This is a genomic window from Yoonia sp. 67-2, assembly GCF_035117555.1.
Lineage (GTDB): Bacteria > Pseudomonadota > Alphaproteobacteria > Rhodobacterales > Rhodobacteraceae > Yoonia.
The window spans coordinates 117,631-140,409 of sequence record NZ_JAYKPK010000004.1 but is presented as its reverse complement, the minus strand read 5'-3'; the positions used below and the strand labels follow the sequence as shown (position 1 = coordinate 140,409).

Annotated in this window: 19 protein-coding genes; 12 read left to right on the top strand and 7 right to left on the bottom strand. The window is 61.0% G+C overall.

The genetic code is table 11. The features are described from left to right. The first annotated feature begins 47 nt into the window (after nucleotides 1-47). From VOY09_RS08240 to VOY09_RS08225, 4 genes are all read left to right on the top strand, one after another. Nucleotides 48-1,055 (top strand): MoxR family ATPase, encoded by a 1,008-nt coding sequence (locus VOY09_RS08240; RefSeq protein ID WP_322893987.1) that lies wholly within the window; start codon nucleotides 48-50, stop codon nucleotides 1,053-1,055. After that, nucleotides 1,052-1,918 carry a DUF58 domain-containing protein gene (locus VOY09_RS08235; RefSeq protein WP_322893988.1) on the top strand — a complete coding sequence of 289 codons (867 nt, stop codon included), beginning with the start codon at nucleotides 1,052-1,054 and terminating at the stop codon, nucleotides 1,916-1,918. Before VOY09_RS08240 ends, VOY09_RS08235 begins: the two co-directional genes overlap by 4 nt. Next, nucleotides 1,918-4,668, top strand: a complete 2,751-nt coding sequence (locus VOY09_RS08230; RefSeq protein WP_322893990.1) for a DUF4159 domain-containing protein — start codon at nucleotides 1,918-1,920, stop codon at nucleotides 4,666-4,668. Before VOY09_RS08235 ends, VOY09_RS08230 begins: the two co-directional genes overlap by 1 nt. A 196-nt stretch (nucleotides 4,669-4,864) precedes the next feature. Next, nucleotides 4,865-6,934 carry a hypothetical protein gene (locus tag VOY09_RS08225; RefSeq protein WP_322893991.1) on the top strand — a complete coding sequence of 690 codons (2,070 nt, stop codon included), beginning with the start codon at nucleotides 4,865-4,867 and terminating at the stop codon, nucleotides 6,932-6,934. Here the strand turns inward: VOY09_RS08225 and VOY09_RS08220 are convergent. Next, nucleotides 6,931-7,623, bottom strand: a complete 693-nt coding sequence (locus VOY09_RS08220; protein WP_322893992.1) for a DUF599 domain-containing protein — start codon at nucleotides 7,621-7,623, stop codon at nucleotides 6,931-6,933. The two genes, VOY09_RS08225 and VOY09_RS08220, sit on opposite strands and share 4 nt — an antisense overlap. A gap of 89 nt (nucleotides 7,624-7,712) precedes the next feature. Between VOY09_RS08220 and VOY09_RS08215 the strand changes: the two genes are divergently transcribed. The 5 genes from VOY09_RS08215 (at nucleotide 7,713) to VOY09_RS08195 (ending at nucleotide 13,074) form a co-directional block, all read left to right on the top strand. Further along, nucleotides 7,713-9,146, top strand: a complete 1,434-nt coding sequence (locus VOY09_RS08215) for an FAD-linked oxidase C-terminal domain-containing protein (protein ID WP_322893994.1) — start codon at nucleotides 7,713-7,715, stop codon at nucleotides 9,144-9,146. Between the two features lie 69 nt (nucleotides 9,147-9,215). Beyond that, nucleotides 9,216-10,298, top strand: a complete 1,083-nt coding sequence (locus tag VOY09_RS08210) for an FAD-binding protein (protein WP_322893996.1) — start codon at nucleotides 9,216-9,218, stop codon at nucleotides 10,296-10,298. Beyond that, nucleotides 10,298-11,617 (top strand): glycolate oxidase subunit GlcF, encoded by a 1,320-nt coding sequence (gene glcF / locus VOY09_RS08205; RefSeq protein WP_322893998.1) that lies wholly within the window; start codon nucleotides 10,298-10,300, stop codon nucleotides 11,615-11,617. The genes VOY09_RS08210 and glcF overlap by 1 nt, the downstream gene beginning before the upstream one ends. Nucleotides 11,618-11,668: 51 nt before the next feature. Continuing rightward, nucleotides 11,669-12,475 (top strand): trypsin-like serine peptidase, encoded by an 807-nt coding sequence (locus tag VOY09_RS08200; protein ID WP_322893999.1) that lies wholly within the window; start codon nucleotides 11,669-11,671, stop codon nucleotides 12,473-12,475. Nucleotides 12,476-12,606: 131 nt separating this feature from the next. Next, the gene (locus tag VOY09_RS08195; RefSeq protein WP_322894000.1) at nucleotides 12,607-13,074 is read left to right on the top strand and encodes an Hsp20 family protein; all 468 of its coding nucleotides are present in this window, start codon (nucleotides 12,607-12,609) and stop codon (nucleotides 13,072-13,074) included. Nucleotides 13,075-13,152: 78 nt separating this feature from the next. Here VOY09_RS08195 and polA read toward each other — a convergent pair whose 3' ends face one another. Together polA and VOY09_RS08185 are read right to left on the bottom strand one after the other, a co-directional pair. Further along, nucleotides 13,153-15,963: a DNA polymerase I gene (gene polA / locus VOY09_RS08190; protein WP_322894001.1), complete on the bottom strand. Its 2,811-nt coding sequence runs from the start codon at nucleotides 15,961-15,963 to the stop codon at nucleotides 13,153-13,155. 38 nt (nucleotides 15,964-16,001) lie between these two features. Further along, nucleotides 16,002-16,181 carry a zinc-finger domain-containing protein gene (locus VOY09_RS08185; protein WP_322894002.1) on the bottom strand — a complete coding sequence of 60 codons (180 nt, stop codon included), beginning with the start codon at nucleotides 16,179-16,181 and terminating at the stop codon, nucleotides 16,002-16,004. 86 nt (nucleotides 16,182-16,267) lie between these two features. On the opposite strand from VOY09_RS08185, the gene VOY09_RS08180 reads away from it, so the two are divergent. Beyond that, a complete protein-coding gene (locus VOY09_RS08180) occupies nucleotides 16,268-17,197 on the top strand; it encodes an ABC transporter ATP-binding protein (protein WP_322894004.1) in 930 nt (309 codons plus the stop codon). Nucleotides 17,198-17,215: 18 nt separating this feature from the next. Here VOY09_RS08180 and VOY09_RS08175 read toward each other — a convergent pair whose 3' ends face one another. Together VOY09_RS08175 and VOY09_RS08170 are read right to left on the bottom strand one after the other, a co-directional pair. Continuing rightward, entirely contained in the window at nucleotides 17,216-17,578 is a 363-nt protein-coding gene (locus VOY09_RS08175) for an HIT domain-containing protein (protein WP_322894005.1), read from the bottom strand. 8 nt (nucleotides 17,579-17,586) lie between these two features. Then, nucleotides 17,587-19,164, bottom strand: a complete 1,578-nt coding sequence (locus tag VOY09_RS08170) for a DUF5928 domain-containing protein (RefSeq protein WP_322894006.1) — start codon at nucleotides 19,162-19,164, stop codon at nucleotides 17,587-17,589. 148 nt (nucleotides 19,165-19,312) lie between these two features. On the opposite strand from VOY09_RS08170, the gene VOY09_RS08165 reads away from it, so the two are divergent. Both VOY09_RS08165 and VOY09_RS08160 read left to right on the top strand, forming a co-directional pair. Then, a complete protein-coding gene (locus tag VOY09_RS08165; protein WP_322894007.1) occupies nucleotides 19,313-20,110 on the top strand; it encodes a sulfotransferase family protein in 798 nt (265 codons plus the stop codon). Nucleotides 20,111-20,433: 323 nt separating this feature from the next. Then, nucleotides 20,434-21,153, top strand: coding sequence for a hypothetical protein (locus tag VOY09_RS08160; protein WP_322894008.1), 720 nt, complete (start codon nucleotides 20,434-20,436; stop codon nucleotides 21,151-21,153). Here VOY09_RS08160 and VOY09_RS08155 read toward each other — a convergent pair. Then, nucleotides 21,119-22,111 carry an adenosine kinase gene (locus VOY09_RS08155; protein WP_322894009.1) on the bottom strand — a complete coding sequence of 331 codons (993 nt, stop codon included), beginning with the start codon at nucleotides 22,109-22,111 and terminating at the stop codon, nucleotides 21,119-21,121. The two genes, VOY09_RS08160 and VOY09_RS08155, sit on opposite strands and share 35 nt — an antisense overlap. Continuing rightward, nucleotides 22,108-22,752 (bottom strand): endonuclease III, encoded by a 645-nt coding sequence (gene nth / locus VOY09_RS08150; RefSeq protein ID WP_322894010.1) that lies wholly within the window; start codon nucleotides 22,750-22,752, stop codon nucleotides 22,108-22,110. The genes VOY09_RS08155 and nth overlap by 4 nt, the downstream gene beginning before the upstream one ends. Nucleotides 22,753-22,779: the final 27 nt, after the last annotated feature.

Here is a 22,779-nt window from a genome sequence, read left to right as displayed (position 1 = left end):
CGGATTATCTGGTCGTATGAGACATATAGCTTATGTGAGGGAAAGTCATGACACAGGATGCTGATCTCGTCGGCCAGATCGAAACGCTGGGCGAAAAACTGGGTCAGGCGCGCGACAGCCTGTCCGCGCGTTTCATCGGCCAGACCCGTGTCGTCGACCTGACCCTGTCAGCCCTGATCTGCGGCGGTCATGCCGTGCTGATCGGCCTGCCCGGTCTGGGCAAGACCAGATTGGTCGAGGCTTTGTCCACCGTCATGGGCCTGCACGGCAACCGCATCCAATTCACGCCGGACCTGATGCCTGCCGATATCCTCGGCTCCGAAGTGCTGGAAACCGCCGCCGATGGCAGCCGCGCCTTCCGGTTTATCGAAGGCCCGGTGTTCTGCCAGTTGCTGATGGCGGATGAGATCAACCGCGCCAGCCCCCGCACGCAATCGGCGCTGTTGCAGGCGATGCAGGAAAAAGAGGTCACCATCGCAGGCCAGCACCGCCCCTTGGGTGTGCCGTTCCACGTGCTGGCCACCCAGAACCCGCTGGAACAGGAAGGCACCTATCCATTGCCAGAGGCGCAGCTGGACCGTTTCCTTGTCCAGATCGACGTGCCCTACCCCGACCGGCAGACAGAACGCGATATCCTGATCGCCACCACCGGCGCGAAAGATGCGCAGGCGACGGCTGTTTTCACCGCACAGGAATTGCTGGCCGCACAGGCGCTGCTGCGCCGGATGCCTGTTGGCGAAACCATCCTCGACATGATCCTTGATCTGGTGCGCGCCTGCCGCCCCGATGATGCGACCGCACCCGACATCATCCGTCAAAGCGTCAGCTGGGGCCCCGGCCCGCGTGCGGCACAGGCGCTGATGCTGACGGTGCGCGCCTCGGCCCTGCTCGATGGCCGTCTGGTGCCTTCGGCAGAGGATGTGCGCAATATGGCCGTGCCTGTGCTGGAACATCGGATGGCTTTGTCCTTTGCCGCCCGCGCGCGCGGCGAAAACGTGCAATCCGTGATCGATCAGGTCGCAGGTCAGATCACTCAGGTCGCAGCGGCGGCATGAATACACCGCTGACGCTCCGGTCGCAGGCGGAAAGCCTCGCGGCGCATCTGCCGCCCTTGCTGGCAGAGGCCGAACATCTGGCCGCGACCGTTCTTCTGGGCGATCACGGGCGCAGGCGGGCAGGTGTCGGCGATACATTCTGGCAATATCGCCCGGCGCAAAGTCATGACGCCGCACGCAGCATCGACTGGCGACGGTCCGCCCGGTCCGATGCGCGGTTTGTGCAGGACAAGGAATGGCAGATCGCGCAATCCATTATTCTGTGGGTCGATCAGGGCGCGTCGATGGGTTTCGCCTCGGATCAGGTGACCAAGGCTGACCGCGCGCGCACCCTCGCGATGGCGCTGGCGATCCTGCTCAACCGTGGCGGTGAACGTGTCGGGCTGACCGGGTTGCGCCTGCCGCCACGAAGGGGGACGGCGCAATTGCAGCAGATGGCCCAGATATTGTCCGAAAATGAGGCGCACGACCACGGCTCCCCCGATGCCGAAGGCATGCTGCCGCATTCCCGCGCGCTTTTCGTCAGCGATTTCCTTGGCAATATCGACGGCGTCACCGCCGCCCTGACCCGTGCTGCCGACCGTGGCGTGCGCGGCGCCTTGTTGCAGGTGCTGGACCCGCAGGAAGAGGCGTTCCCCTTTGACGGACGCACGATTTTCCAATCGATGACCGGCGCTATGCAGCATGAAACTTTGCGCGCGCGCGATCTGAAAACACGCTATCTCGACCGGCTCGCCGCGCGCAAAGATCAGCTACAACACCTCGCCCGCACCACCGGCTGGCAATTTCACAGCCACCACACCGGCCAATCCGCAACCCAAGCCCTGCTGTGGCTCTATGGCGCGCTGGAAAGGCAAGGCTGATGTGGATGCTCGGACCCATCGGCTTTACCGCGCCCCTGCTGTTGATCGCGCTGATCGCGCTGCCCATCCTCTGGGTGCTTTTGCGCGCCGTGCCGCCTGCACCGGTGCAACGTCGGTTCCCGGGTGTGGCGCTGCTCCTGGGTCTGAAGGACGCCGAAAGCCAATCAGACCGCACGCCATGGTGGTTGCTTTTGCTGCGCCTGCTGGCCGTCGCCGCTGTGATCATCGGCTTCGCCGGCCCCACGCTGAACCCGCAACAGGCCCGCGACGGGCGCGGTGATCTGGTGATCGCGATTGACGGCACATGGGCCGGTGCCCCTGCTTGGCAAGCGACGATGGACCGGGTCTCGGCGCTGCTGTCCGAAGCTGCGACCAATGACCGGCGTGTTGCCGTCGTCAATCTGACGGACCTGCCATTGGCGGAATCTTTGCCTTTTGCCGCGCCGAATGCATGGCAGGAACGCCTGCCCAATATCCAGCCGCAGCCTTGGCAACCCGTTGATCCAGCTTCGTATTTCGCTGAACAGGCAGGCAGTCATGAGACCTATTGGATCAGCGACGGGCTGGATTATCCGGGCCGCGAGGATCTGCTGACAGCCTTTGAACAGGCCGGACCTGTGACCGTGTTCCAGACCCCGCGCCAGATCACCGGCCTGCGCCCTGCAAGGTTCGAGGAAGGTGAAGTGCGCGTCAGCGCCACCCGCACACCCATCGGTGCCGCATCCGAAACAACCGTCACCGCCATCGGCCTTGACCCCGCCGGGGTAGAACGTGCGCTGGCCAGTGTGCCGCTGAATTTTGCAGCGGGCGGGGAGGTTGCCGAAACCGCCATGATCCTGCCGCCCGAATTGCGCAACCGTATCACCCGGTTCGAACTGACCGGCACCCGGTCCGCCGCAGCTGTCAGCCTGACCGATGACGCGTTGCGGCGACGTGAGGTCGCGCTGATCTCTGGCCGCGAAGACCGTGAAGGGTTGGAATTGTTGTCGCAGCTTTTCTATCTGCGCGAGGCGTTGGAACCCACCGCCGATCTGATCGATGGCGCGCTGGAGGATATCCTGCTCGCCAATCCTGACGTCATCGTGCTGGCCGATGTCGCAATCCTGACCGATATCGAAGCCCAAGGCATTGCCGAATGGGTCGAGGCGGGTGGTCTGCTGCTGCGTTTCGCAGGCCCGCGTCTGGCAGCATCCGATGTGGGGCGTGGGTCAGAAGACCCGCTGCTGCCCGTGCGTCTGCGCGAAGGTGGCCGTTCTGTCGGCGGCGCAATGAGTTGGGGGGAGCCGAAAACGCTGGCCCCATTCGCCGCCGAAACACCGTTTTTCGGGCTGGACGTGCCGGAAGATGTCACCGTCACCAGTCAGGTGATGGCGCAGCCTGACCCGGCCTTGGCCGAGCGTGTGATCGCGCAATTGACCGATGGCACGCCATTGGTCACCCGCAAATTCAGCGGTGACGGGCAGGTTGTGCTGTTCCATGTCACCGCCAATGCCGAATGGTCGAGCCTGCCCTTGTCCGGCCTTTTCGTGCAGATGCTGGAACGGCTGGCCGTCTCGACCCGCCCTGTCGCCCCCGATGCCGCCGAACTGGAAGGCACAATCTGGCAACCCGACCGGTTGCTGGATGGTTTTGGCCGGTTGCAGGACGGGGGCGATCAGGCCGGTGTGCCGGGCGAGGTTCTGGCGCAGGCTCTGGCAAGCCCCGATCTGCAACCGGGGCTTTACGCTGGACGCGACCGGCAGATCGCGGTGAATGTGATCGGCGCGGATACCACACTGTCAGCCGCCGTCTGGCCCGCGCGGATCAATGTCGAAGGCATGGATGTGCTGCGCGCCACCGCGCTGAAAGGCTGGTTGCTGACCGCCGCACTGGCGCTGCTGCTGGTCGATCTGATCGCCTCGCTCGCCGTGGGGGGCCGGTTGCGCGGACCGCGCGCGGATGTGGCGGCGGCTTTGCTGCTGGCCTTGTTTGTCGCACCGCAAGCCAAGGCGCAGGATGATTTCGCGTTGCAAGCGACGTCAGAGGTGGTTTTGGGCCATGTCCTGACCAGCGATCCCGCCGTGGATGATGTGACTGCAGCAGGCTTGCTGGGTCTGTCGCAGGTTCTGACCCGGCGCACATCGATTGAACCCGCCGCGCCGATGGGTGTCGATCTGGAAACCGACGAACTGGCCTTCTTCCCCTTCCTCTACTGGCCGATCACCGCCGCGACCGAACTTCCCAGCCGTGAAGCCTATGGCAAGCTGAACCGCTATCTGCGATCTGGCGGGATGATCCTGTTCGACACCCGCGATGCCGATACCGCGCGCTTCGGCTCCGGTTCGCCCGAAGGTGCGCGGTTGCAGGCGATTGCCCGCTCGCTCGATATCCCGCCCTTGGAACCGATCCCGCAGGATCACGTGCTGACGCGGACATTTTATCTGTTGCAGGATTTCCCCGGACGCCACGCCAGCCGCGATGTCTGGGTCGAAGCCGCACCGATGCAAGCGGAACCGGGCGAAGGCATGCCGTTCCGCAACCTCAATGACGGGGTCACGCCAGTCGTGATCGGCGGCAACGACTGGGCGCGCGCCTGGGCAGTGACCGAGACAGGCGCGCCGATGTTCCCGGTCGGGCGCGGCACAGCAGGCGAACAGCAGCGCGAGATTTCTTTGCGCTTTGGCGTCAACCTGATCATGCATGTGCTGACCGGGAATTATAAATCCGATCAGGTGCATGTGCCGGATCTGCTGGATCGGTTGGGGCAATGAGTATGGGTTTCATTTTGGTTAATCAGATGTCACGACATCTGATGCCTCCGGCGGAAGTATTTCAAACAAAGCGAGGCAATCTTCCCCGCGGGGAAGGTTTTGCTGTCTTCCCCGCGGGGAAGGTTTTGCGAAGCTGCATGTGGCGGCATGGTCATGAGATGACGCCTCTGGCAGGCGGCAACGGGGACATTTGCCCATGAATGGTACAGTGATTTTTGATCCGCTGATCCCGCTGATCGGGGTCTATGTGCTGGCCGCACTGGTTGTTCTGGCCGTGATCCTGGCGATCTGGCGGCGGTTGCCCGGATGGTGGCTGCGCGGGTTGGCGGGGATCGCCTTGCTCGCGGCCATGGCCAATCCATCGCTGCAACAGGAAGACCGCGCGCCGCTGAGCGATATCGTCATGGTCGTGGTCGACGAAAGCGCCAGCCAGCGCATCGCGGGCAGGCCGGATCAGAATGAAACGGCCTTGGCCAATATAACGGCAGAGCTGGAACGACAGCCCAATACCGAAATGCGCGTGGTGACTTTGGGCGACGCGCCCGGCGATCAGGGCACGGCGCTGATGACCGCCCTGTCGCAGGCTTTGGCCGAAGAACCGCAGGGGCGCATCGCCGGGATCATCCTGATCTCTGACGGTCGCGCCCATGATATGGAAAACGCCCCTGCCCTGCCCGCACCGATGCATCTGCTGCTGACCGGCGAGCCAGACGATTGGGACCGCCGCCTTGTCGTGTCCAATGCGCCCGCCTTTGCCATTCTGGGCGAGACTTTCAACCTGACCCTGCGGATCGAGGATCAGGGCGCAGCACCGCCCACCGAAACCGTCGATCTGTCCGTCTCGGTCGATGGTGACGCGCCGATGGTCCTGCCAGTGCCGGTGGGCCGCGATATCGAAGTGCCGGTGCAATTATCGCATGCGGGAATGAATGTGCTGCAATTCACCATCCCCGAAGCCGAAGGCGAATTGACCAACCGCAACAATGCCGCTGTCGTGCAGATCAACGGCGTGCGCGACCGGCTGCGGGTCTTGCTGGTGTCGGGCGAGCCGCATCCGGGCGAGCGGACATGGCGCAATCTGCTGAAATCTGACGCCGCTGTCGATCTGGTCCATTTCACCATCCTGCGCCCGCCGGACAAGCAGGACGGCGTGCCGGTCGATGAGCTTGCCCTGATCGCCTTTCCGACGCGGGAATTGTTTCTGGAAAAGATCGATGATTTCGATCTGATCATCTTTGACCGCTATCGCAGGCGGGGTATCCTGCCCAATGCCTATTTCGACAATATCCGCAATTATGTGGAGCAAGGCGGCGCTGTGCTGATCTCTTCCGGGTCGGAATATGGCGGGGCGGAAAGCATCTATCGCTCGCCCTTGGGCGCGATCCTGCCCGGCGCGCCGAGCGCGCGGGTGTTTGAAGAAGGCTTTACCCCGCAGATCACCGATCTGGGCGCGCGCCATCCGGTGACGGCGGGGCTGGATGATCTGTCGCCCCCTGCGGCTGACGGCGATGGCCCCGGCTGGGGCCGCTGGTTCCGGCTGGTCGATGTGACCGTGCCGGACACTGCCGATGTCGTGATGTCGGGTCTGGACGACAGGCCGCTGTTGGTGCTGGACCGGGTCGGCGAAGGCCGTGTGGCGCTGATGGCCTCGGATCATTCCTGGCTTTGGGATCGCGGCTATGAAGGCGGCGGGCCGCAACTGGAATTGCTGCGCCGTCTGGCGCATTGGATGATGCGCGAACCGGAGCTGGAGGAAGAAGCCTTGTCCGTGGCCCCCAATGGCCAGCAGATGCGGATTATCCGCCGCACCTTGTCGGACACGACCGGCGATGTGACGGTGACGCATCCCGACGGGAGTGAGACGATTTTAACCTTGGAAGAAACCACACCGGGCCGGTTTGAAACCCTGTGGGATGCGCCCGAAATCGGGCTTTACCGGCTGGGTGACGGGGAAGAAACCGCCGTCGTCGCACTTGGCCCCGCCGCACCGCGCGAATTTGAACAGACGATTGCCACAGGCGATGTGTTGGCAGGGTTGGTCGACAGCACCCGTGGCGGGATCATGCCAGTCTCTGACGGGCCGGTCGATATCCGCAGCGTGCGCGATGGCCGTCTGGCCGCCGGGCGCGGCTGGATCGGGATCACCCCGCGCGGCGCGTTTCAGACCGCTGACATCAGGATCACGCCTTTGGTCCCGGCCTGGCTGTTTTTGCTGCTGGCCGGATTGTTGAGCCTCGGCGCCTGGCTGCGCGAAGGGCGGCGTTAATCGCCCAACAGCACATTGCGCGGCGTGGATGAGAATTCGCGCGCCCAGATCATCCAGGCGGCGGCAAAAGTGGCGATCACCAAGGCCAGCGGCCCCAAAAGCCAGGCCAAGGCCGCCAGTGCGAAATACATCGACCGCAGGCCGCGGTTGAAATTCATCGCAGCGCGGATGTTCAGCTCTGCCGCCTGCGCCGCGCGGGGAAAGGCAATCGGGTCTGTCGCATCATTGGGGACAGAGGCCATGACGACGGCGCAATAGCCGAACACCCGGTTCGCCCATACAAATTTCAGAAAGCCATTGGTCAGAAACAGCGCCACCAGCGCCAGTTTCATCTGCCAGATCAGTTCGGGCACCTGCGTATCACTCACCTCTGCCGCGACACCGCGCAGGGATTCGGTATTGCCAAGCAGCGCCAGCACACCGCCGATGGCAAAAAAGCTGGTCGAGGCGAAAAACGCCGTCGCCTCGCGCAGACCAGCCAGAATCTGGCTGTCGAAGATCCGCGGCTCACGCGTGACGAAAACCTTCATCCAGTCCCGCCGCCGCTGTGACATCAGAACCGTGACAGAGGGGTGTTTGGCGCTGGGATGTTCGATACGCCAGCCGATCACCGCCCAGACCAGCACGATCAGCGCCGCGGCAATGGCGTCAAACAGGCCCAGCAGGGCAAAATGATCAAACAGTGTCATGCAGAATGATTAGCGGGTCATGTTGCGACTTGCCAGATAGCAAAATTGGTCATATATTTTTACCAGTCATCGTGATCGGAGATGTCGTCATGCAAATGCCCACCCCGAATGCCTCTGTGCTGTCGCGCAAGGATGCCATCGTGGCCCGCTTGGCGGCGGTACTGCCCGCCGATGCGCTGATCGCTGACATCGCCGAAACCCGCGCCTATGAATGCGACGCGCTGACCGCCTATCGCTGTCCGCCTTTGGCGGTGGTTCTGCCAGCGACGACCGAGGAAGTCGCGGCAGTATTGAAGATCTGCCACGAGATGGGCGTGCCAGTCGTGCCGCGCGGTTCGGGAACGTCGCTCGCCGGTGGCGCTTTGCCGACGGCGGATTGTGTCATCCTTGGCGTGGCGCGGATGACGGATGTGATCGAAACCAATTACAACGACCGCTATATTCGCGTGCAGACGGGCCGGACCAATCTGTCGGTGACAGGTGCTGTCGAGGCGGATGGGTTTTTCTATGCGCCTGATCCGTCAAGCCAGCTGGCCTGTGCCATCGCAGGCAATATCGCGATGAATTCAGGTGGCGCGCATTGTCTGAAATATGGCGTGACGACGAATAATCTGCTCGGCGTGACGATTGTGACAATGGATGGCAATGTGCTGGAAATCGGTGGCGCGCATCTGGATGCGGGAAACCTCGACCTTCTGGGCGTGATCTGTGGCTCCGAAGGGCAATTGGGTGTCGTGACCGAAGCCATTCTGCGCATTCTGCCCAAGCCCGAAGGGGCGCGGCCCGTTCTGATGGGCTATGACAGTTCCGAAGTCGCCGGACAGGTCGTGACCGATATCATCAAGGCCGGCATCCTGCCCGTCGCCATCGAATTCATGGACCGGCCCTGTATCGAGGCGACCGAGGCTTTCGCGAAGGCGGGTTATCCGATTTGCGAGGCTTTGCTGATCGTCGAAGTCGAAGGGTCCCCCGCCGAAATCGACGCGCAACTGGCGCTGATCATGCAGATCGCCCGCCGCCACAATCCGGTGGAACTGCGCGAGGCGAAGGATGCCGAAGAGGCAGGAAGGATCTGGCTGGGCCGCAAATCCGCATTTGGCGCGATGGGCCAGATTAATGATTATATGTGCCTTGACGGGACGATCCCGGTCTCTGCCCTGCCCTTCGTGCTGCGGCGTATCGGTGAAATGTCAAAGGAATACGGCTTGGCCGTGGGCAATGTGTTCCACGCGGGTGACGGCAATATGCACCCGCTGATCCTGTTCGATGCCAATAAACCCGGCGATCTGGAACTCTGCGAGGCTTTCGGGGCCGATATCCTGCGGCTCTGTGTCGAGGTCGGCGGCTGTCTGACCGGCGAGCATGGTGTCGGCATCGAGAAGCGCGACCTGATGCATGTGCAATTTGCGCCCGCCGATCTAGAGGCGCAGATGGCGGTCAAGGATGTGTTCGACCCTTTATGGCTGCTGAACCCGGCGAAGGTGTTTCCGCTCGATAGCTCTGCGCCGCGACGCGCGGCTTGATGGGGGGCTTTGCCCCCGCCCCGGATTGGGTCCGGGGCTCCCCCAGGATATTTATGCTCGGACGATGATATGATTCCCCAAAGTGAAGAAGAGCTTGCCCGGATCGTGGCAGAGGCGGACAGCCCGCTGCGCATCGTCGGCGGCGGCACGCGGGCTGTGGGGCGGTCCACCGGCGCGGCTTTGTCGCTGGCAGGCATCGCGGGCATCACGCTGTATGAACCCGGCGCGCTGACGCTGGTGGCCAAGGCAGGCACGCCTTTGGCGGAAGTCGAGGCGCGCTTGGCCAAGGAAAACCAGCGGCTGGCCTTTGAGCCGATGGATCACCAGGTTTTGCTGGGCACGTCAGGTGAGCCGACAATCGGCGGGATGGTCGCGGCCAATGTGTCCGGGCCGCGCAGGATATCGGTCGGGGCCTGCCGCGATTTCATGCTGGGGGTGCGGTTTGTCGATGGCACCGGGCAGGTGATCAAGAATGGTGGCCGGGTGATGAAAAATGTCACCGGCTATGATCTGGTCAAGCTGCTGTGTGGCTCCTATGGCACTTTGGGGGTGCTGACCGAAGTGGCGTTGAAGGTGATGCCGAATGTCGAGGCGCAGGTGACGCTTGTGTTGCAGGGCCTTGATGATACCCGCGCCGTGGCCGCGATGGCGGCAGCAATGACGTCGCCTTTCGAGGTGACGGGGGCGGCGCATGATCCGACTTCGGGGCGCACGATGTTGCGGTTGGAAGGTTTCGCCGCCTCAATCGCTTACCGTGCGCAGGCTTTGGCGGGCGTTTTGGCACCGTTTGGCGCGGTGACTGTGGAGGATGATCCCGCGATCTGGGCCGCGATCCGCGATGTCGCCGCTTTTGCCGATCAGCCGGGCGATGTCTGGCGCTTGTCGGTGAAACCTTCCGATGCGCCGGGCTTGGTGGCGCAGGCGGCGGCCAAAGCGGTGCTGTATGATTGGGCCGGTGGACTTGTCTGGTTGCTGACCGATGGCGATCTGCGCGCAAGACTGGGTGATTTCAAAGGCCACGCGACCTTGATCCGGGGCGCGGCGCAGGTGCCGGTGTTTCAGCCGGAACCCGCGCCGATTGCCGCCCTTGCCGCCGGGCTGCGGGCAAAGTTTGATCCGCGCGGCATTCTTAATCCGGGGATGATGGGCTGATGCAGACCAATTTTACAGCCACGCAATTGCAGGACCCCGGCATTCAGCGGGCCAATCAGATATTGCGGTCTTGTGTCCATTGCGGGTTCTGCACCGCGACCTGTCCGACCTATCAGATATTGGGCGATGAACTGGACAGCCCGCGGGGTCGGATTTATCTGATCAAGGATATGTTGGAAAACGACCGCATTCCCGATGCGAAAACGGTCAAACACATCGACCGCTGCCTTTCCTGTCTGGCCTGCATGACCACCTGTCCATCCGGCGTGCATTACATGCATCTGGTCGACCAGGCGCGCGCCTATATTGAGAAAAAATATAACCGCCCTTGGTCGGACCGCGCCTTGCGCTGGGTTCTGGCGCAGATCCTACCCTATCCAATGCGGTTCCGGCTGGCGTTGTTCGGGGCCAAAATCGGGCGCCCTTTTGCCCGGTTCATGCCAGACCCGCGCTTGCGCGCGATGCTGGAGATGGCGCCGCGCCAGATCCCCCCGGTCAGCCGCAATGATGATCCCCAGACCTTTGGTGTGGCGCATAAAAAGATGCGCGTCGCGCTGATGACCGGCTGCGCGCAAAAGGCACTGAATACCGATATCAATGACGCCACGATCCGGTTGCTGACCCGGTTTGGGGCGGAAGTCGTGGTCGCGAAAGGTGCGGGCTGTTGCGGGGCCTTGACCCATCACATGGGCAAGGAAACTGAAAGCCATAGAGCCGCCGCCGCCAATATCCGCGCCTGGGTGCGCGAGATGGATCAGGGGGGCTTAGATGCGATTGTCATCAACACATCCGGCTGCGGCACCACCGTCAAGGATTACGGCCATATGTTCCGCAATGATCCGCTCGCTGCCGATGCAGCACGGGTCAGCGCGATTGCAATGGATGTCTCGGAAGTGCTGATGAAACTTGACCTGCCCGCAGGTGCGGCGAAAGGCACCAAGGTCGCCTATCACGCCGCCTGTTCCTTGCAGCATGGGCAGAAGATCAAGACCTATCCCAAGGATCTGCTGAAAAAGGCCGGTTTCACCGTGCTGGAACCCGCCGACAGCCACCTGTGCTGCGGCTCTGCCGGAACCTATAATCTGATGCAGCCGGTGATTTCCAAGGAACTGAAAGCGCGCAAGGTCAGGACGTTGGAGGCACTGACCCCCGATATCATCGCCGCAGGCAACATCGGCTGCATGATGCAGATCGGCAGCGCCACCGGCCTGCCCATCGTGCATACCGTCGAATTGCTGGATTGGGCGACAGGCGGGCCGCAGCCGCCCGCGCTGACAGCACCCGATAAAACCGCACCGCAAGTGCCGATCCTGCGCTAGCGCAAAGCGACCTGCCTGTGTATCCTGAACCGGTCAGGCAAAGGACAGCAGATGCGCCAGATCTTTCTTGCAGCGGTGATGGCGCTGGCAAGCGCTGTAGCAGCGCTGGCGCAAAGCGATCTGGTCAGCCTGCAGACACGCCAGGCCAGCACCGGCTGGGAGGCTGTCGGCAGGCTCGATATCGCGGGCAAGGGGTTCTGCACCGCCGCCCTGATCCGCGAAAGGCTGATCCTGACGGCGGCGCATTGTCTTTACGACCGTGACGGCACACTGATCGCGCCCGACCGCTTTGCCTTTCGCGCCGGATTGCGCGACGGGCAGGCAGCGGCCACGCGCAATGTGCTGCGCGCTGTCGGGCATCCGGGCTACGTCCATCAAGGCGAGGTGACAGAGACCGCAGCGGTGGCGATGGATATCGCCGTGTTGGAACTCGACCGGCCAATCATGCAAACCCGGCTGCGGCCCTATCTGATCGCGGACCGCCCGTTGCCGGGGGATGAGGTCGGCGTCGTGTCCTACGGCCAGGGGCGCGAGGATGCGCCCAGTTTGCAGGAACTCTGCAACGTGCTGGGCCGCCAGACCGGCGTGATCGTGCTGACCTGCGATGTGGATTTCGGCTCCAGCGGATCGCCCGTTTTCACCATGCGCGATGGCGCGCCGCGCATCGCCTCTGTCGTATCCGCGATGGCACAGGTCGATGGGCAGAAAGTCGCACTTGGCACCTCGCTTGACGGGCCGCTCAATGCGCTGCTGGCACATTTTGCTGTCACAGGTCCGGCACGCCCCGGCGGCACCCAAAGGCTGATCGCGCAGGGCGAGCGCAATGATATCGGGGCGAAATTCATCACCGTCGATTAGGGTCTTGAAACCGCGATATCGCTTTCCAATATAATATCTATCGGGGTGCCAATGATGGGCCCCGGATCACCGGCCTGTCCGATATCGGAAGGCCAGACCATTGTTATCGCTTGCGAAAAAGGATGACCCAAATGCGTAGTTTCGATCTGACCCCACTTTACCGTGCCACTGTCGGCTTTGATCAGATTGCCGAATTGATGGACCGGGCTTTGGCCAGTGATGTCGGCCAGAATTCCTATCCCCCCTATAATATCGAAAAGACCGCCGATGATGGTTGGCGGATTTCGATTGCCGCCGCTGGCTTTGCCGCGGACGAGCTGGCGATCGAGGTGAAAGACCGCGCACTGCATGTCACCGCCCGCAAGGCCGAGTATGAGGCCGAGCGCAAATTCCTACATCGCGGGATTGCGACCCGCGCCTTTGAACGCCGGTTCCATCTGGCCGATCATGTGCAGGTGACAGGTGCGCTGCATGAAAACGGCATGCTGCATATCGACCTGATCCGCGAAGTGCCCGAAGCGCTGAAACCGCGCCGGATTGCGATTGCGGCGGGTGAACGGACGCAGGCCAATCTGGTTGACGCCAAGTCGGTGAACTGATCCGCCGTCACACTGCGCTCCGCGCGGGAGTATTTGCAGAAATAAGAAGTGGGGCGCCGGGTTTCACCGGCGCCTTTTTTAATGCGCTTTGGCCCAGTTCGGGCCTTGGCCTGCATCGACCGCCAGTTTGACGTCGAGTTTCACGGCGGGGTCGCTGGCGTTTTCCATGACCTGACGCGCGGTGTGGATCAGGTCATCGGCAGCCGCCGCATCAACCTCGAAGATCAATTCGTCATGCACCTGCAGCAGCATTTTCGCAGGTAATCCGGCAATGGCATCCGGCATACGGATCATCGCGCGCCGGATCACATCGGCGGCGGTGCCTTGGATCGGCGCATTGATCGCGGCGCGTTTGGCGAAACCGGCCTGCGGGCCCTTGGCGTTGATTTCGGGCGTGTTGATCTTGCGGCCAAACAACGTCTGGACGTAACCGTGGTCTTTCGCAAAAGCCACGGTGTCGTCCATATAATTGCGGATACCGGGGAAACGTTCGAAATAGCGGTCGATGAACCCCTGCGCATCGCCGCGCGGGATGCGCAGATTGCGGGCAAGGCCGAAGCCCGAAATGCCGTAGATCACGCCAAAATTGATCGCCTTGGCCTGACGGCGGATATCGGGCGTCATCTGATCCAGCGGCACGTCGAACATTTCGGACGCCGTCATCGCATGGATGTCGATCCCGTCCAGAAACGCCTGTTTCAGCGCGTCGATCCCGGCGATATGGGCCAGAATTCGCAATTCGATCTGGCTGTAATCGAGGCTGACGATGACATTGCCCTGATCCGCGACAAAGGCTTCACGGATGCGCCGCCCTTCCTCGGACCTTACGGGGATGTTCTGCAGGTTCGGATCGGTGGAGGCGAGCCGCCCGGTGATTGCGCCCGCGATGGAATAGGATGTATGCACCCGGCCCGTGTCCGGGTTGATATGGGTTTGCAGCGCATCGGTATAGGTTGACTTCAGTTTCGAGAGTTGCCGCCAGTCCAGAATCCGGCGCGGCAGATCGTGGATCGTGGCAAGGTCTTCCAGCACATCGGCACCCGTCGAATAGGCCCCGGTTTTGCCCTTCGCAGGTGTCTTGCCATCGGGCATGGCGAGGCTGAGGTCATCGAACAGGATTTCGCCCAGTTGTTTCGGCGATCCGACATTGAACGGGCGGCCCGCCATCTGCTGGATCTCATCCTCCAGCCCGGCCATTTTCTGCGCAAAAGCGTTGGACATCCGCGACAGCGTATCGCGGTCGACCTTGATGCCATGCATTTCCATCTGCGCCAGCACCGGGACCAGCGGCCGTTCGAGGGTTTCATAAACGGTGGTCACACGGCTCTGGTGCAATTGCGGTTTGAACATCTGCCACAGCCGCAGGGTGATATCGGCATCCTCGGCGGCATATTTCACGGCATCATCAACCGGCACGCGGTCAAAGGTGATAGCGGATTTGCCACTGCCCAAAAGCGGCTTGATGGGGATCGGGGTGTGACCCAGATAACGTTCGGATAGCACATCCATGCCGTGATTATGCAGACCCGCATGCATCGCGTAAGACATCAGCATCGTGTCATCAATGGGCGCGACATGAATGTCCAGCAGCGCGAAAATCTTGGCGTCATATTTCATGTTCTGCCCGATTTTCAGGATGCTGGCATCCTCCAGCACGGGTTTGAGCAGGGCAAGGCAGTCGGCCATTGCCATCTGCCCATCGGCACGTTTGTCGGACCCGAACAGATCATCCGATCCCGCCTTATGCGCCAGCGGGATGTAACAGGCTTGCCCCGCGTTCACGCAAAGCGAAATCCCCACCAGATCGGCGCGCATTTCATCCAATGCGGTGGTTTCGGTATCCACCGCGACATGGCCCGCCTCATAAATCCGGTCGATCCAGATTTGCAGGGCCGCGGCATCGCGCACGCATTCATAGCTGTCGGGATCAAACGGCACGACCTCGGGCAAAGCACTGCTGGCCACAGGCGCGCTCGCCTCAATCGCAGGGGCCTCGACCCCCAGCTTGTCAGCGATCCGTTTGGTGACGGTGCGGAATTCCATCTCGGCCAGAAACGCCAGCAGCACCTCGGTCTCTGGCGGGCGGATTTCCAGATCATCCAGCCCGAAATCCAGCGCCATGTCGCAATCAAGCTGCACCAGTTTCTTGGACAGCTCAATCTGCGCGCGGTGATCGATCAACGTCTCGCGCCGTTTAGGCTGCTTGATCTCGCCCGCGCGGTCCAAAAGGCTTTCCAGATCGCCAAATTCGTTGATCAGCAAGGCGGCGGTCTTGATCCCGATGCCCGGCGCGCCCGGCACGTTGTCAACCGAATCGCCTGCCAGCGCCTGTACATCGACCACGCGGTCAGGGAACACGCCGAATTTTTCGAACACGCCGTCGCGGTCGATGCGTTTGTTCTTCATTGGGTCGAGCATTTCGACACCGTCGCCGACCAATTGCATCAGATCCTTGTCAGAACTGACGATGGTGACACGGCCCCCGGCATTACGTGCCTGATGCGCAAGGGTGGCGATGATATCATCCGCCTCGAACCCTTCGACCTCTTCACAGGCGATGTTGAAGGCGCGGGTCGCGGCGCGGGTCAGCGGGATCTGCGGGCGCAGATCCTCTGGCATCGCCTCGCGATTGGCCTTGTATTGGTCAAACATATCATTGCGGAATGTATGGCTGCCCTTGTCGAAAATCACCGCCACATGGGTCGCCGCATCGGCCCCGCTGTTATTTTCGACATAGCGTTGCAGCATATTCACAAAGCCGCTGACCGCGCCGACAGGCAAGCCGTCCGACTTGCGCGTCAGCGGCGGCAAGGCGTGATAGGCGCGAAAGATGAAGGCGGAACCGTCGATCAGATGCAGATGACAGCCTTTGCCGAATGTGGGTGCCATATCTGATCTCCGTGATGATGTGATGGCCTGAGCGGGACTCAGACCTTGCCTTCGAAATCCTTGTGAATCAGCCGCGCATCGCAATAGGGGCATTCGACCCAGCCGCGCTGATCAGGGATTTGCAGCCAGACGCGCGGATGGCCAAGCCCGCCTGCACCGCCATCACAGGCGACGCGCCAGTCGTTCACAATGCGGGTTTCCGGGGCGGGTGTGGTCATGGATCTGGCCTGTCTGATTGCCGCGGGGCGCTGCCCGCCTTATGTAGCACCCTATACCGCAGCCGCGGCAAAGGGGAAAGACCAGCATGACCGACAACGCCATCGAAATCACCGGGCTGAAAAAGACCTATGCCGCCACCAAACGCGCCCCCGCGCATGAGGCGCTGAAAGGCATCGACCTGAATATCCCGCGCGGATCGATCTTTGGCCTGCTCGGCCCGAATGGTGCAGGCAAATCCACCTTGATCAATATTCTGGCGGGGCTGGTGGTGAAATCCGCCGGATCGGTGAAAATCTGGGGCTTTGATCAGGACAAGAACCCGCGCCAGTCGCGCGCCGCCATCGGGATCATGCCGCAGGAACCCAACCTTGATCCGTTCTTCACCCCCGGCGGGTCGTTGGACGTGCAGGCCGGACTTTACGGTGTGCCGAAATCGCAACGGCGGACCAAGGAAATTCTGGAACTGATCGGGCTGGCGGATAAGGCCGATGCCTATGCAAGGTCGCTGTCCGGCGGCATGCGGCGCAGGTTGCTCTTGGGCAAAGCGCTGGTGCATTCACCGCAGATTCTGGTGCTGGATGAACCCACCGCAGGTGTCGATATCGCCTTGCGCAACATGCTTTGGGACAATGTGCGCAAATTGAACGAGGATGGGATGACCATCATCCTGACCACCCATTATCTGGAAGAGGCGCAGGCGATGTGCGACGATATCGCCATCATCAACCATGGTCAGGTGGTGATCCGCGACAGCACGGCCAATCTGCTGGGGCGGCTGGATAGCAAGACGCTGGTGATCACGCCGACTGGCCCCGCCACACTGCCCCCATTGCCGACAGGGATCACCGGCCAGCAGCATGCCGATGGCAAGCTCAGCTTTACCTATAGCGCCGGGGCCACGCCCGCCGATGCGATCCTGTCACTGGTCCGCGAGGCCGGCATCACCATCAAAGACGTGCAAAGCCGCGAGGCGGATCTGGAAGATGTGTTCCTGTCGCTGACGTCTTCGGGGTAATACACCCCGCGCGGCAGGTCAGCCCTGCAGCATCCGGCCCAATTGTTTGCCGCCGATGATATGCAGATGGTAATGCGGCACATCCTGCACGCCATGGCTGCGGGTATTGGCAATCGCGCGAAACCCTTGTGACACATCGGTCAGGCGGCATACCTCTGCCACGGCCTGCATGAATCCGGCCTGTTCCGCGGACGATGCATCCCGCGCGAAATGATCCAGACTGACATAGGCGCCCTTTGGAATCACCAGCACATGCACCGGCGCCTGCGGGTTGATGTCATTGAACGCCAAGGCATGGTCATTTTCATAGATTGTCTGGTTGGGGATTTCCCCGCGCAGGATTTTGGCAAAGATATTCTGGTCGTCATAGGCAAAGTCCATCAGCTTCCTCAATCAACAAATAGGTAAGGGGTGCGCGCCAGGGCCAAGGCTTTTTCCTGATCCACGCTCAGGAATCGGGAAACCGCGACAGCATTTTCAGCGGCGGGGGCTTTTTCGCGCAGGCGGCTGGCATTTTCAAATCCCAGATCACGGATCGCATTCCGCTCATGCACGATGTCACGGCGGATCGTGGGAAGCAAGCGGGCCACCGCAGCGGGGGATGATTGCGGCCCCGCCAGCCCGACACGCACAGCATGGCCCGCCAGATAGTCATCGGTGAAACTGCAATCGACCTCCAGCAGCCTGATCGTGGCCTGATCGGTGAAAAAATCCATGATCAGATCCAGACTGGACGTATCCAGACAGATGATCAGACGATCACTTTGGGTCTGCCCAAACAGCAACCGCATGAAGGCACGGCGATGACGCCCGCGCTTTTCAAGGCTTTTTTCGATCCCGCCCAGATCCGGCAGGCTGCTGTCTTCCTCGTTGAACAGATATTCAAAGGCCGGAATCTCCGTCTGCGCGCGCACGGCGGCGACGAATCTCTTGGCGACATGCCATTTTTTGCACGAGACGATCAGCAATTCGCGGCCCCGACCCAGCGTCGTATCCGCCTCCCACAGGCGCGGTGCAAAGCGGCGGCCTTCGCGTCCCCGCTGCGTAAGAAAGCGAAACAGATTGCGCCCCTCTTGCGAGATCGCAAAATCTGTCCGGTCGCTGGCATAAAGCACCCCCAGCGCCTGTTTCAGCCGATCCGCCTCGGCACTGATCTTGCGCGCGAAAAGCGCATCCTGCCCCAACAGCAATTCCAGATGATCATTGTAGAACGTCAGCGGCATCCCGTAATCGGTGAACATCAAAAACGTCAGCGTCCGGCTTTCAATCTCGCGCCCCGGGATCAGATGGCGCACGAGGGTCTGAAAAAACGTCTCATCCGGGATCCAAGTGGTCCGGAAGAACCGCATCACATCCGGGCGCGCGTCGATGAAATCCATCACCGCCTCAATCGTGCGGCGGCGCAGGCACCACCATTGGCTGCCGATCATGACCTGCAGATCCGCAGGAATGGCCCGGGTCAGCCCCAGACGTTTCTGCACCGCGAAAGAGGCATAAAACCGGCGTTTCTGCGTGCGTTCGTTAAAGTAATGGCGATAGATCAGCCGTTCTTCGCGAAAGCCCGTCTTGATCCAGTAACTGTCAAAGAAATCGAAACTTTCGATATAATCCTTGTCAGAATCGTCCAGAAACTGATGGGCGTAGCGGGCCGATTTGATCGGCATGCAATCACCCGACACCATGTAGAAATGGGTCGCGCGGTCAAAAGCGGCCAGCGCGGCTTCGACCGTGCGCAAAGTGGCTTCGACAAGGCTCCATTCGCCCCAACCGCATTTGACACGGCGTTTGGCAAAGGTGACATTGGGGTTGCCCACGACCCCATCCTTGATCTTGCGGTACTCCTTTGCGCAAGCAGAGGCATCGAAATGGATCGCGACATAATCCCCTGCCGCCGTGAGCTGTGCGACCTGCCGCAGGATCGCGTCAGGGTTTTTGTGGCACAACAAGATAAAAGCAACACGCGCCATGGTAACCAATCAGACCAGAATAAACGACTGCCGCTTTTTAGCGCGAAGAGACATTGAAGTGACAGCACTTCTTTGCTTGTTATAATTCTGTTGCGATGCGGTATCGCGGGTTAGGAGTGTAGCAGTGGTAAATTTTCCCGGAATATGGATGACGACCAGCGAAAGCATGGTCTACAGAGTCGTGCCCAAATGTGCCTGTTCGACCATCGGCCAGATCATGTATTACAGTGATCACGGCAGTTTTTTCGACGGCGACATCCATGATGCAAAAGCCGGGCTGCATAAATGGGCGCTGGACGACAGCCAGCCGGTGATCAGGGACAATGTGCTGGCGCATAAAAGCTTTGCTTTCACCTGCGTGCGCAATCCCTATACGCGCATCCTGTCATCCTTCTTTGACAAGATCTGCGGCGTGCAACGCAACGGCAGCTATTATCGCGGCAGTCTGGTGCCCCAGCTGATCCAGAAATACGGGATCGAGGTGGGTGATCCCGCCAATGGTTTTGAGTTCGACCAGATCAAAAGCTTCCGGCGGTTCCTGCTTTTCGCACGCGACACCATCCGCTGGCGCAAACCGATGGAACCCGACATCCATTGGTCGGCCATGTCAGGCCATATCTCGACCTTCATCGGCAATGGCGGTCGCTACGATCATATTTTCTGGACAGAAAAATTCAACGACGGCATGCAGGTGGTTCTGGACCGCGCCGATACGCCTTATGCGATCGATCTGGCCACAATCCCACGCTTCAATGAAAGCGAAGGGCATGGCCCGAAACGCCTGCACAAGGTCGAGGATTATTTCGACGATCTGTCGATGCATCTGGTCTATGAGATGTATAAACGCGACTTCCGTCTGTTCCGCTATGATTTTGAAAACCCCGCCAACAAGATGCCTGTCGGTGACATTGATCTGGATGAGGTTCATGCCAAGCTTGGCCAATAACTGACAGGGCGGCAGGGGGCTGTCTGCCCCCTCGGCGCTGCGCGCCTCACCCCCGAGGATATTTTTGCTCGGACGATGGGGGCTTTACGGATTATTAAGGTTAAGGCGGTAATCTGGGCTGGCGGTACAGGCAGGGATGCCGATGACCGCCGACGACGATGCCGCCACCTTTTGCGCAGCGCCGGGCGACCACCGCATCAGGTGGCGGTAACTTGTCCATCGTCTGAGTACAAATATCCCCGCCGGAGGCTTCAAAGTTTTTCTTCGACAAGCCCGCGGATCGCGTTACTTCGCTGGTGCAGAAGATGGCTAGGAATGCGGGTATGGCGATTGTTTTGATCCTGGGCAGCGGGCCCAATGTCGTGCAGGCGCGCGCCTGGCCCCGCGCTGCATTTGACCGGATTGTTGTGATCAACAATGCCTGGGCTGTGCGCCCGGATTGGGATGATCTGATCCATCCCGATGATTTTCCTGATATGCGCAAGCCGCAAGAGATCGGGCCGGATCAAAGAATGATCCGTTCGGGCGATTACGTGCCGTTGCAGAATGACTTCGGCGGTTTTGTTTATGCCGGCGGCACGATGGCCTTTACCGCCAGCTATTGGGCGCTGGCCGCGCTGCGACCGCGGGTCATTGCGGTGATGGGCTGCGATATGGTGTATCCCGCCGCCAGTCAGACGCATTTTTACGGCACCGGCACCGCCGATCCATTGCGCAAGGATGTGACGCTGCGATCGTTGGAAGCGAAATCAGCGCGGTTGATGATCTTGGCCGCAAAGCAAGGCTGCGCCATGGTCAACCTGTCACAGGATAACAGCCGTCTGGTGTTTCCGCGCAGCGCGCCGGAGGTTTTGGACCATATCCAGCCGCAGGGCTATGACGTGACAGCCACCGAGGCGGCCTTGGCCGAAGAGGCACGGCTCGGCTATTATGTGCCGTCCGGCAAATATTGGAAAGAAGAAGACAGGTTCGATCCCGCCGCCATTGACGCGCTGGACCAGCTTTGGCTTACAGCAGCCCGTGTGCCGCAAACAGTGCCTTGAGATCGGCCTCGGGCCTTGCACCGATATGGCTGATCACCTCTGACGCGGCCAGATTGCCCATCTTGCCGCAGCTTTCCAGCGCATAGCCTTCGGTCAGCCCCCAGAGGAACCCGGCAGCAAAAAGATCACCCGCGCCGGTCGCATCGACGATCTGCGTCGGCACCGCAGGCACATGCCAGCGCGCGCCATCCGACAGGATATGCACGCCATTGCCGCTGTCGGTGCAGGCAACGATACCGACCTGCGCGGCGGCCTGACCCAATGCCGCCTCGAAATCTTCCGTCTGATACATCGACAGCATTTCAGAGCGGTTGCAGAACAAAAGATCCACATGATCACGGATCATCGCGGCAAAGGCCTCGCGATGCCGTTCGATACAGAAGGGATCGGACAAAGTGATCGACACGCGACCCCCTGCCCCTTTGCAAGCATTGATCGCCTTGGCAAAGGCGGCCTGGCTGTCCGGCCCGTCGAAACGGTAGCCTTCGAGATAGATCCATTCCGCCTGCGCCATCTGGCCTTCATCAATATCGTCAGGCGACAGGAATTCCGTGACCCCTAGATAGGTGTTCATCGACCTCTCGCCATCCGGCGTGACGATGACGATGCAGCGCCCGGTCTCGGCTTCTTCGGTCCGCGGCGCCATGGCGGTCGCATAATCCGCCCCCTGCGCGCGCAGATCATGCGCGAAGATCGCGCCCAATTGGTCGTCCTTGACCTTGCCGACATAGGCGGTGCGCCCGCCCAGATGCGCGATGCCTGCGATCGTGTTGGCCGCCGATCCGCCACTGATTTCCTTGGCAGGCCCGATCCGGTCATAGAGATCAGCCGCGCGGTCCATGTCGATCAATTGCATGATGCCTTTCTGCACCCCGGCCTGCGTCAGAAAATCATCCTCGGCGCGGGCCAGCACATCGACCATGGCATTGCCGATCCCGACAACCTGATAGTTTTTCATAAGTTCTTTTCCTCGAATTGACACAGATCGCGGATGATACAGACACCGCATTTAGGTTTACGTGCGACACAGACATAGCGCCCGTGCAGGATCATCCAATGATGCGCGTGCAGCTGATAATCGGCGGGAATGTGATCTTCAATCGCACGTTCGACCTGATCGACATCCTTGCCCGGGGCCACACCGCTGCGGTTGCCAAAGCGGAAGATATGCGTATCCACCGCCTGCGCAGGCTGGCCCCACCACATATTCAGCACCACATTCGCGGTCTTGCGCCCGACACCGGGCAAGGATTGCAGCGCGGCGCGGGAATTGGGCACCTCGCCGCCGTAATCATCGACCAGAATTTGGCTCATTTTAATGATGTTCTTCGCCTTCTGGCGGAACAGGCCGATGGTCTTGACGTGGTCCGTCACACCGTCCAGCCCCAGCGCCAGCATCTTTTCCGGCGTATCGGCCACAGCGAACAAAGCGCGTGTCGCCTTGTTCACGCCGGCATCGGTAGCCTGCGCCGACAAAGCCACGGCCACGACCAGCGTGTAGACATTGACATGCTCAAGCTCGCCTTTGGGTTCAGGCTCTGCGGCATGAAACCGGGCAAAGATCGCGCGGATCGTGTGATAATCAAGCTGCTTGGCCATGGCGTCTCTATGCCGTGCGGCCACAGA

Coding starts and splice junctions, on each gene's coding strand:
- VOY09_RS08170 (WP_322894006.1), bottom strand. CDS start 19,164: ATGGCGCGTGTTGCTTTTATCTTGTTGTGCCACAAAAACCCTGACGCG.
- VOY09_RS08225 (WP_322893991.1), top strand. CDS start 4,865: ATGAATGGTACAGTGATTTTTGATCCGCTGATCCCGCTGATCGGGGTC.
- VOY09_RS08185 (WP_322894002.1), bottom strand. CDS start 16,181: ATGACCACACCCGCCCCGGAAACCCGCATTGTGAACGACTGGCGCGTC.
- polA (WP_322894001.1), bottom strand. CDS start 15,963: ATGGCACCCACATTCGGCAAAGGCTGTCATCTGCATCTGATCGACGGT.
- glcF (WP_322893998.1), top strand. CDS start 10,298: ATGCAGACCAATTTTACAGCCACGCAATTGCAGGACCCCGGCATTCAG.
- VOY09_RS08165 (WP_322894007.1), top strand. CDS start 19,313: ATGACGACCAGCGAAAGCATGGTCTACAGAGTCGTGCCCAAATGTGCC.
- VOY09_RS08220 (WP_322893992.1), bottom strand. CDS start 7,623: ATGACACTGTTTGATCATTTTGCCCTGCTGGGCCTGTTTGACGCCATT.
- VOY09_RS08160 (WP_322894008.1), top strand. CDS start 20,434: ATGGCGATTGTTTTGATCCTGGGCAGCGGGCCCAATGTCGTGCAGGCG.
- VOY09_RS08230 (WP_322893990.1), top strand. CDS start 1,918: ATGTGGATGCTCGGACCCATCGGCTTTACCGCGCCCCTGCTGTTGATC.
- VOY09_RS08235 (WP_322893988.1), top strand. CDS start 1,052: ATGAATACACCGCTGACGCTCCGGTCGCAGGCGGAAAGCCTCGCGGCG.
- VOY09_RS08240 (WP_322893987.1), top strand. CDS start 48: ATGACACAGGATGCTGATCTCGTCGGCCAGATCGAAACGCTGGGCGAA.
- VOY09_RS08155 (WP_322894009.1), bottom strand. CDS start 22,111: ATGAAAAACTATCAGGTTGTCGGGATCGGCAATGCCATGGTCGATGTG.
- VOY09_RS08180 (WP_322894004.1), top strand. CDS start 16,268: ATGACCGACAACGCCATCGAAATCACCGGGCTGAAAAAGACCTATGCC.
- VOY09_RS08195 (WP_322894000.1), top strand. CDS start 12,607: ATGCGTAGTTTCGATCTGACCCCACTTTACCGTGCCACTGTCGGCTTT.
- VOY09_RS08175 (WP_322894005.1), bottom strand. CDS start 17,578: ATGGACTTTGCCTATGACGACCAGAATATCTTTGCCAAAATCCTGCGC.
- nth (WP_322894010.1), bottom strand. CDS start 22,752: ATGGCCAAGCAGCTTGATTATCACACGATCCGCGCGATCTTTGCCCGG.
- VOY09_RS08215 (WP_322893994.1), top strand. CDS start 7,713: ATGCAAATGCCCACCCCGAATGCCTCTGTGCTGTCGCGCAAGGATGCC.
- VOY09_RS08210 (WP_322893996.1), top strand. CDS start 9,216: ATGATTCCCCAAAGTGAAGAAGAGCTTGCCCGGATCGTGGCAGAGGCG.
- VOY09_RS08200 (WP_322893999.1), top strand. CDS start 11,669: ATGCGCCAGATCTTTCTTGCAGCGGTGATGGCGCTGGCAAGCGCTGTA.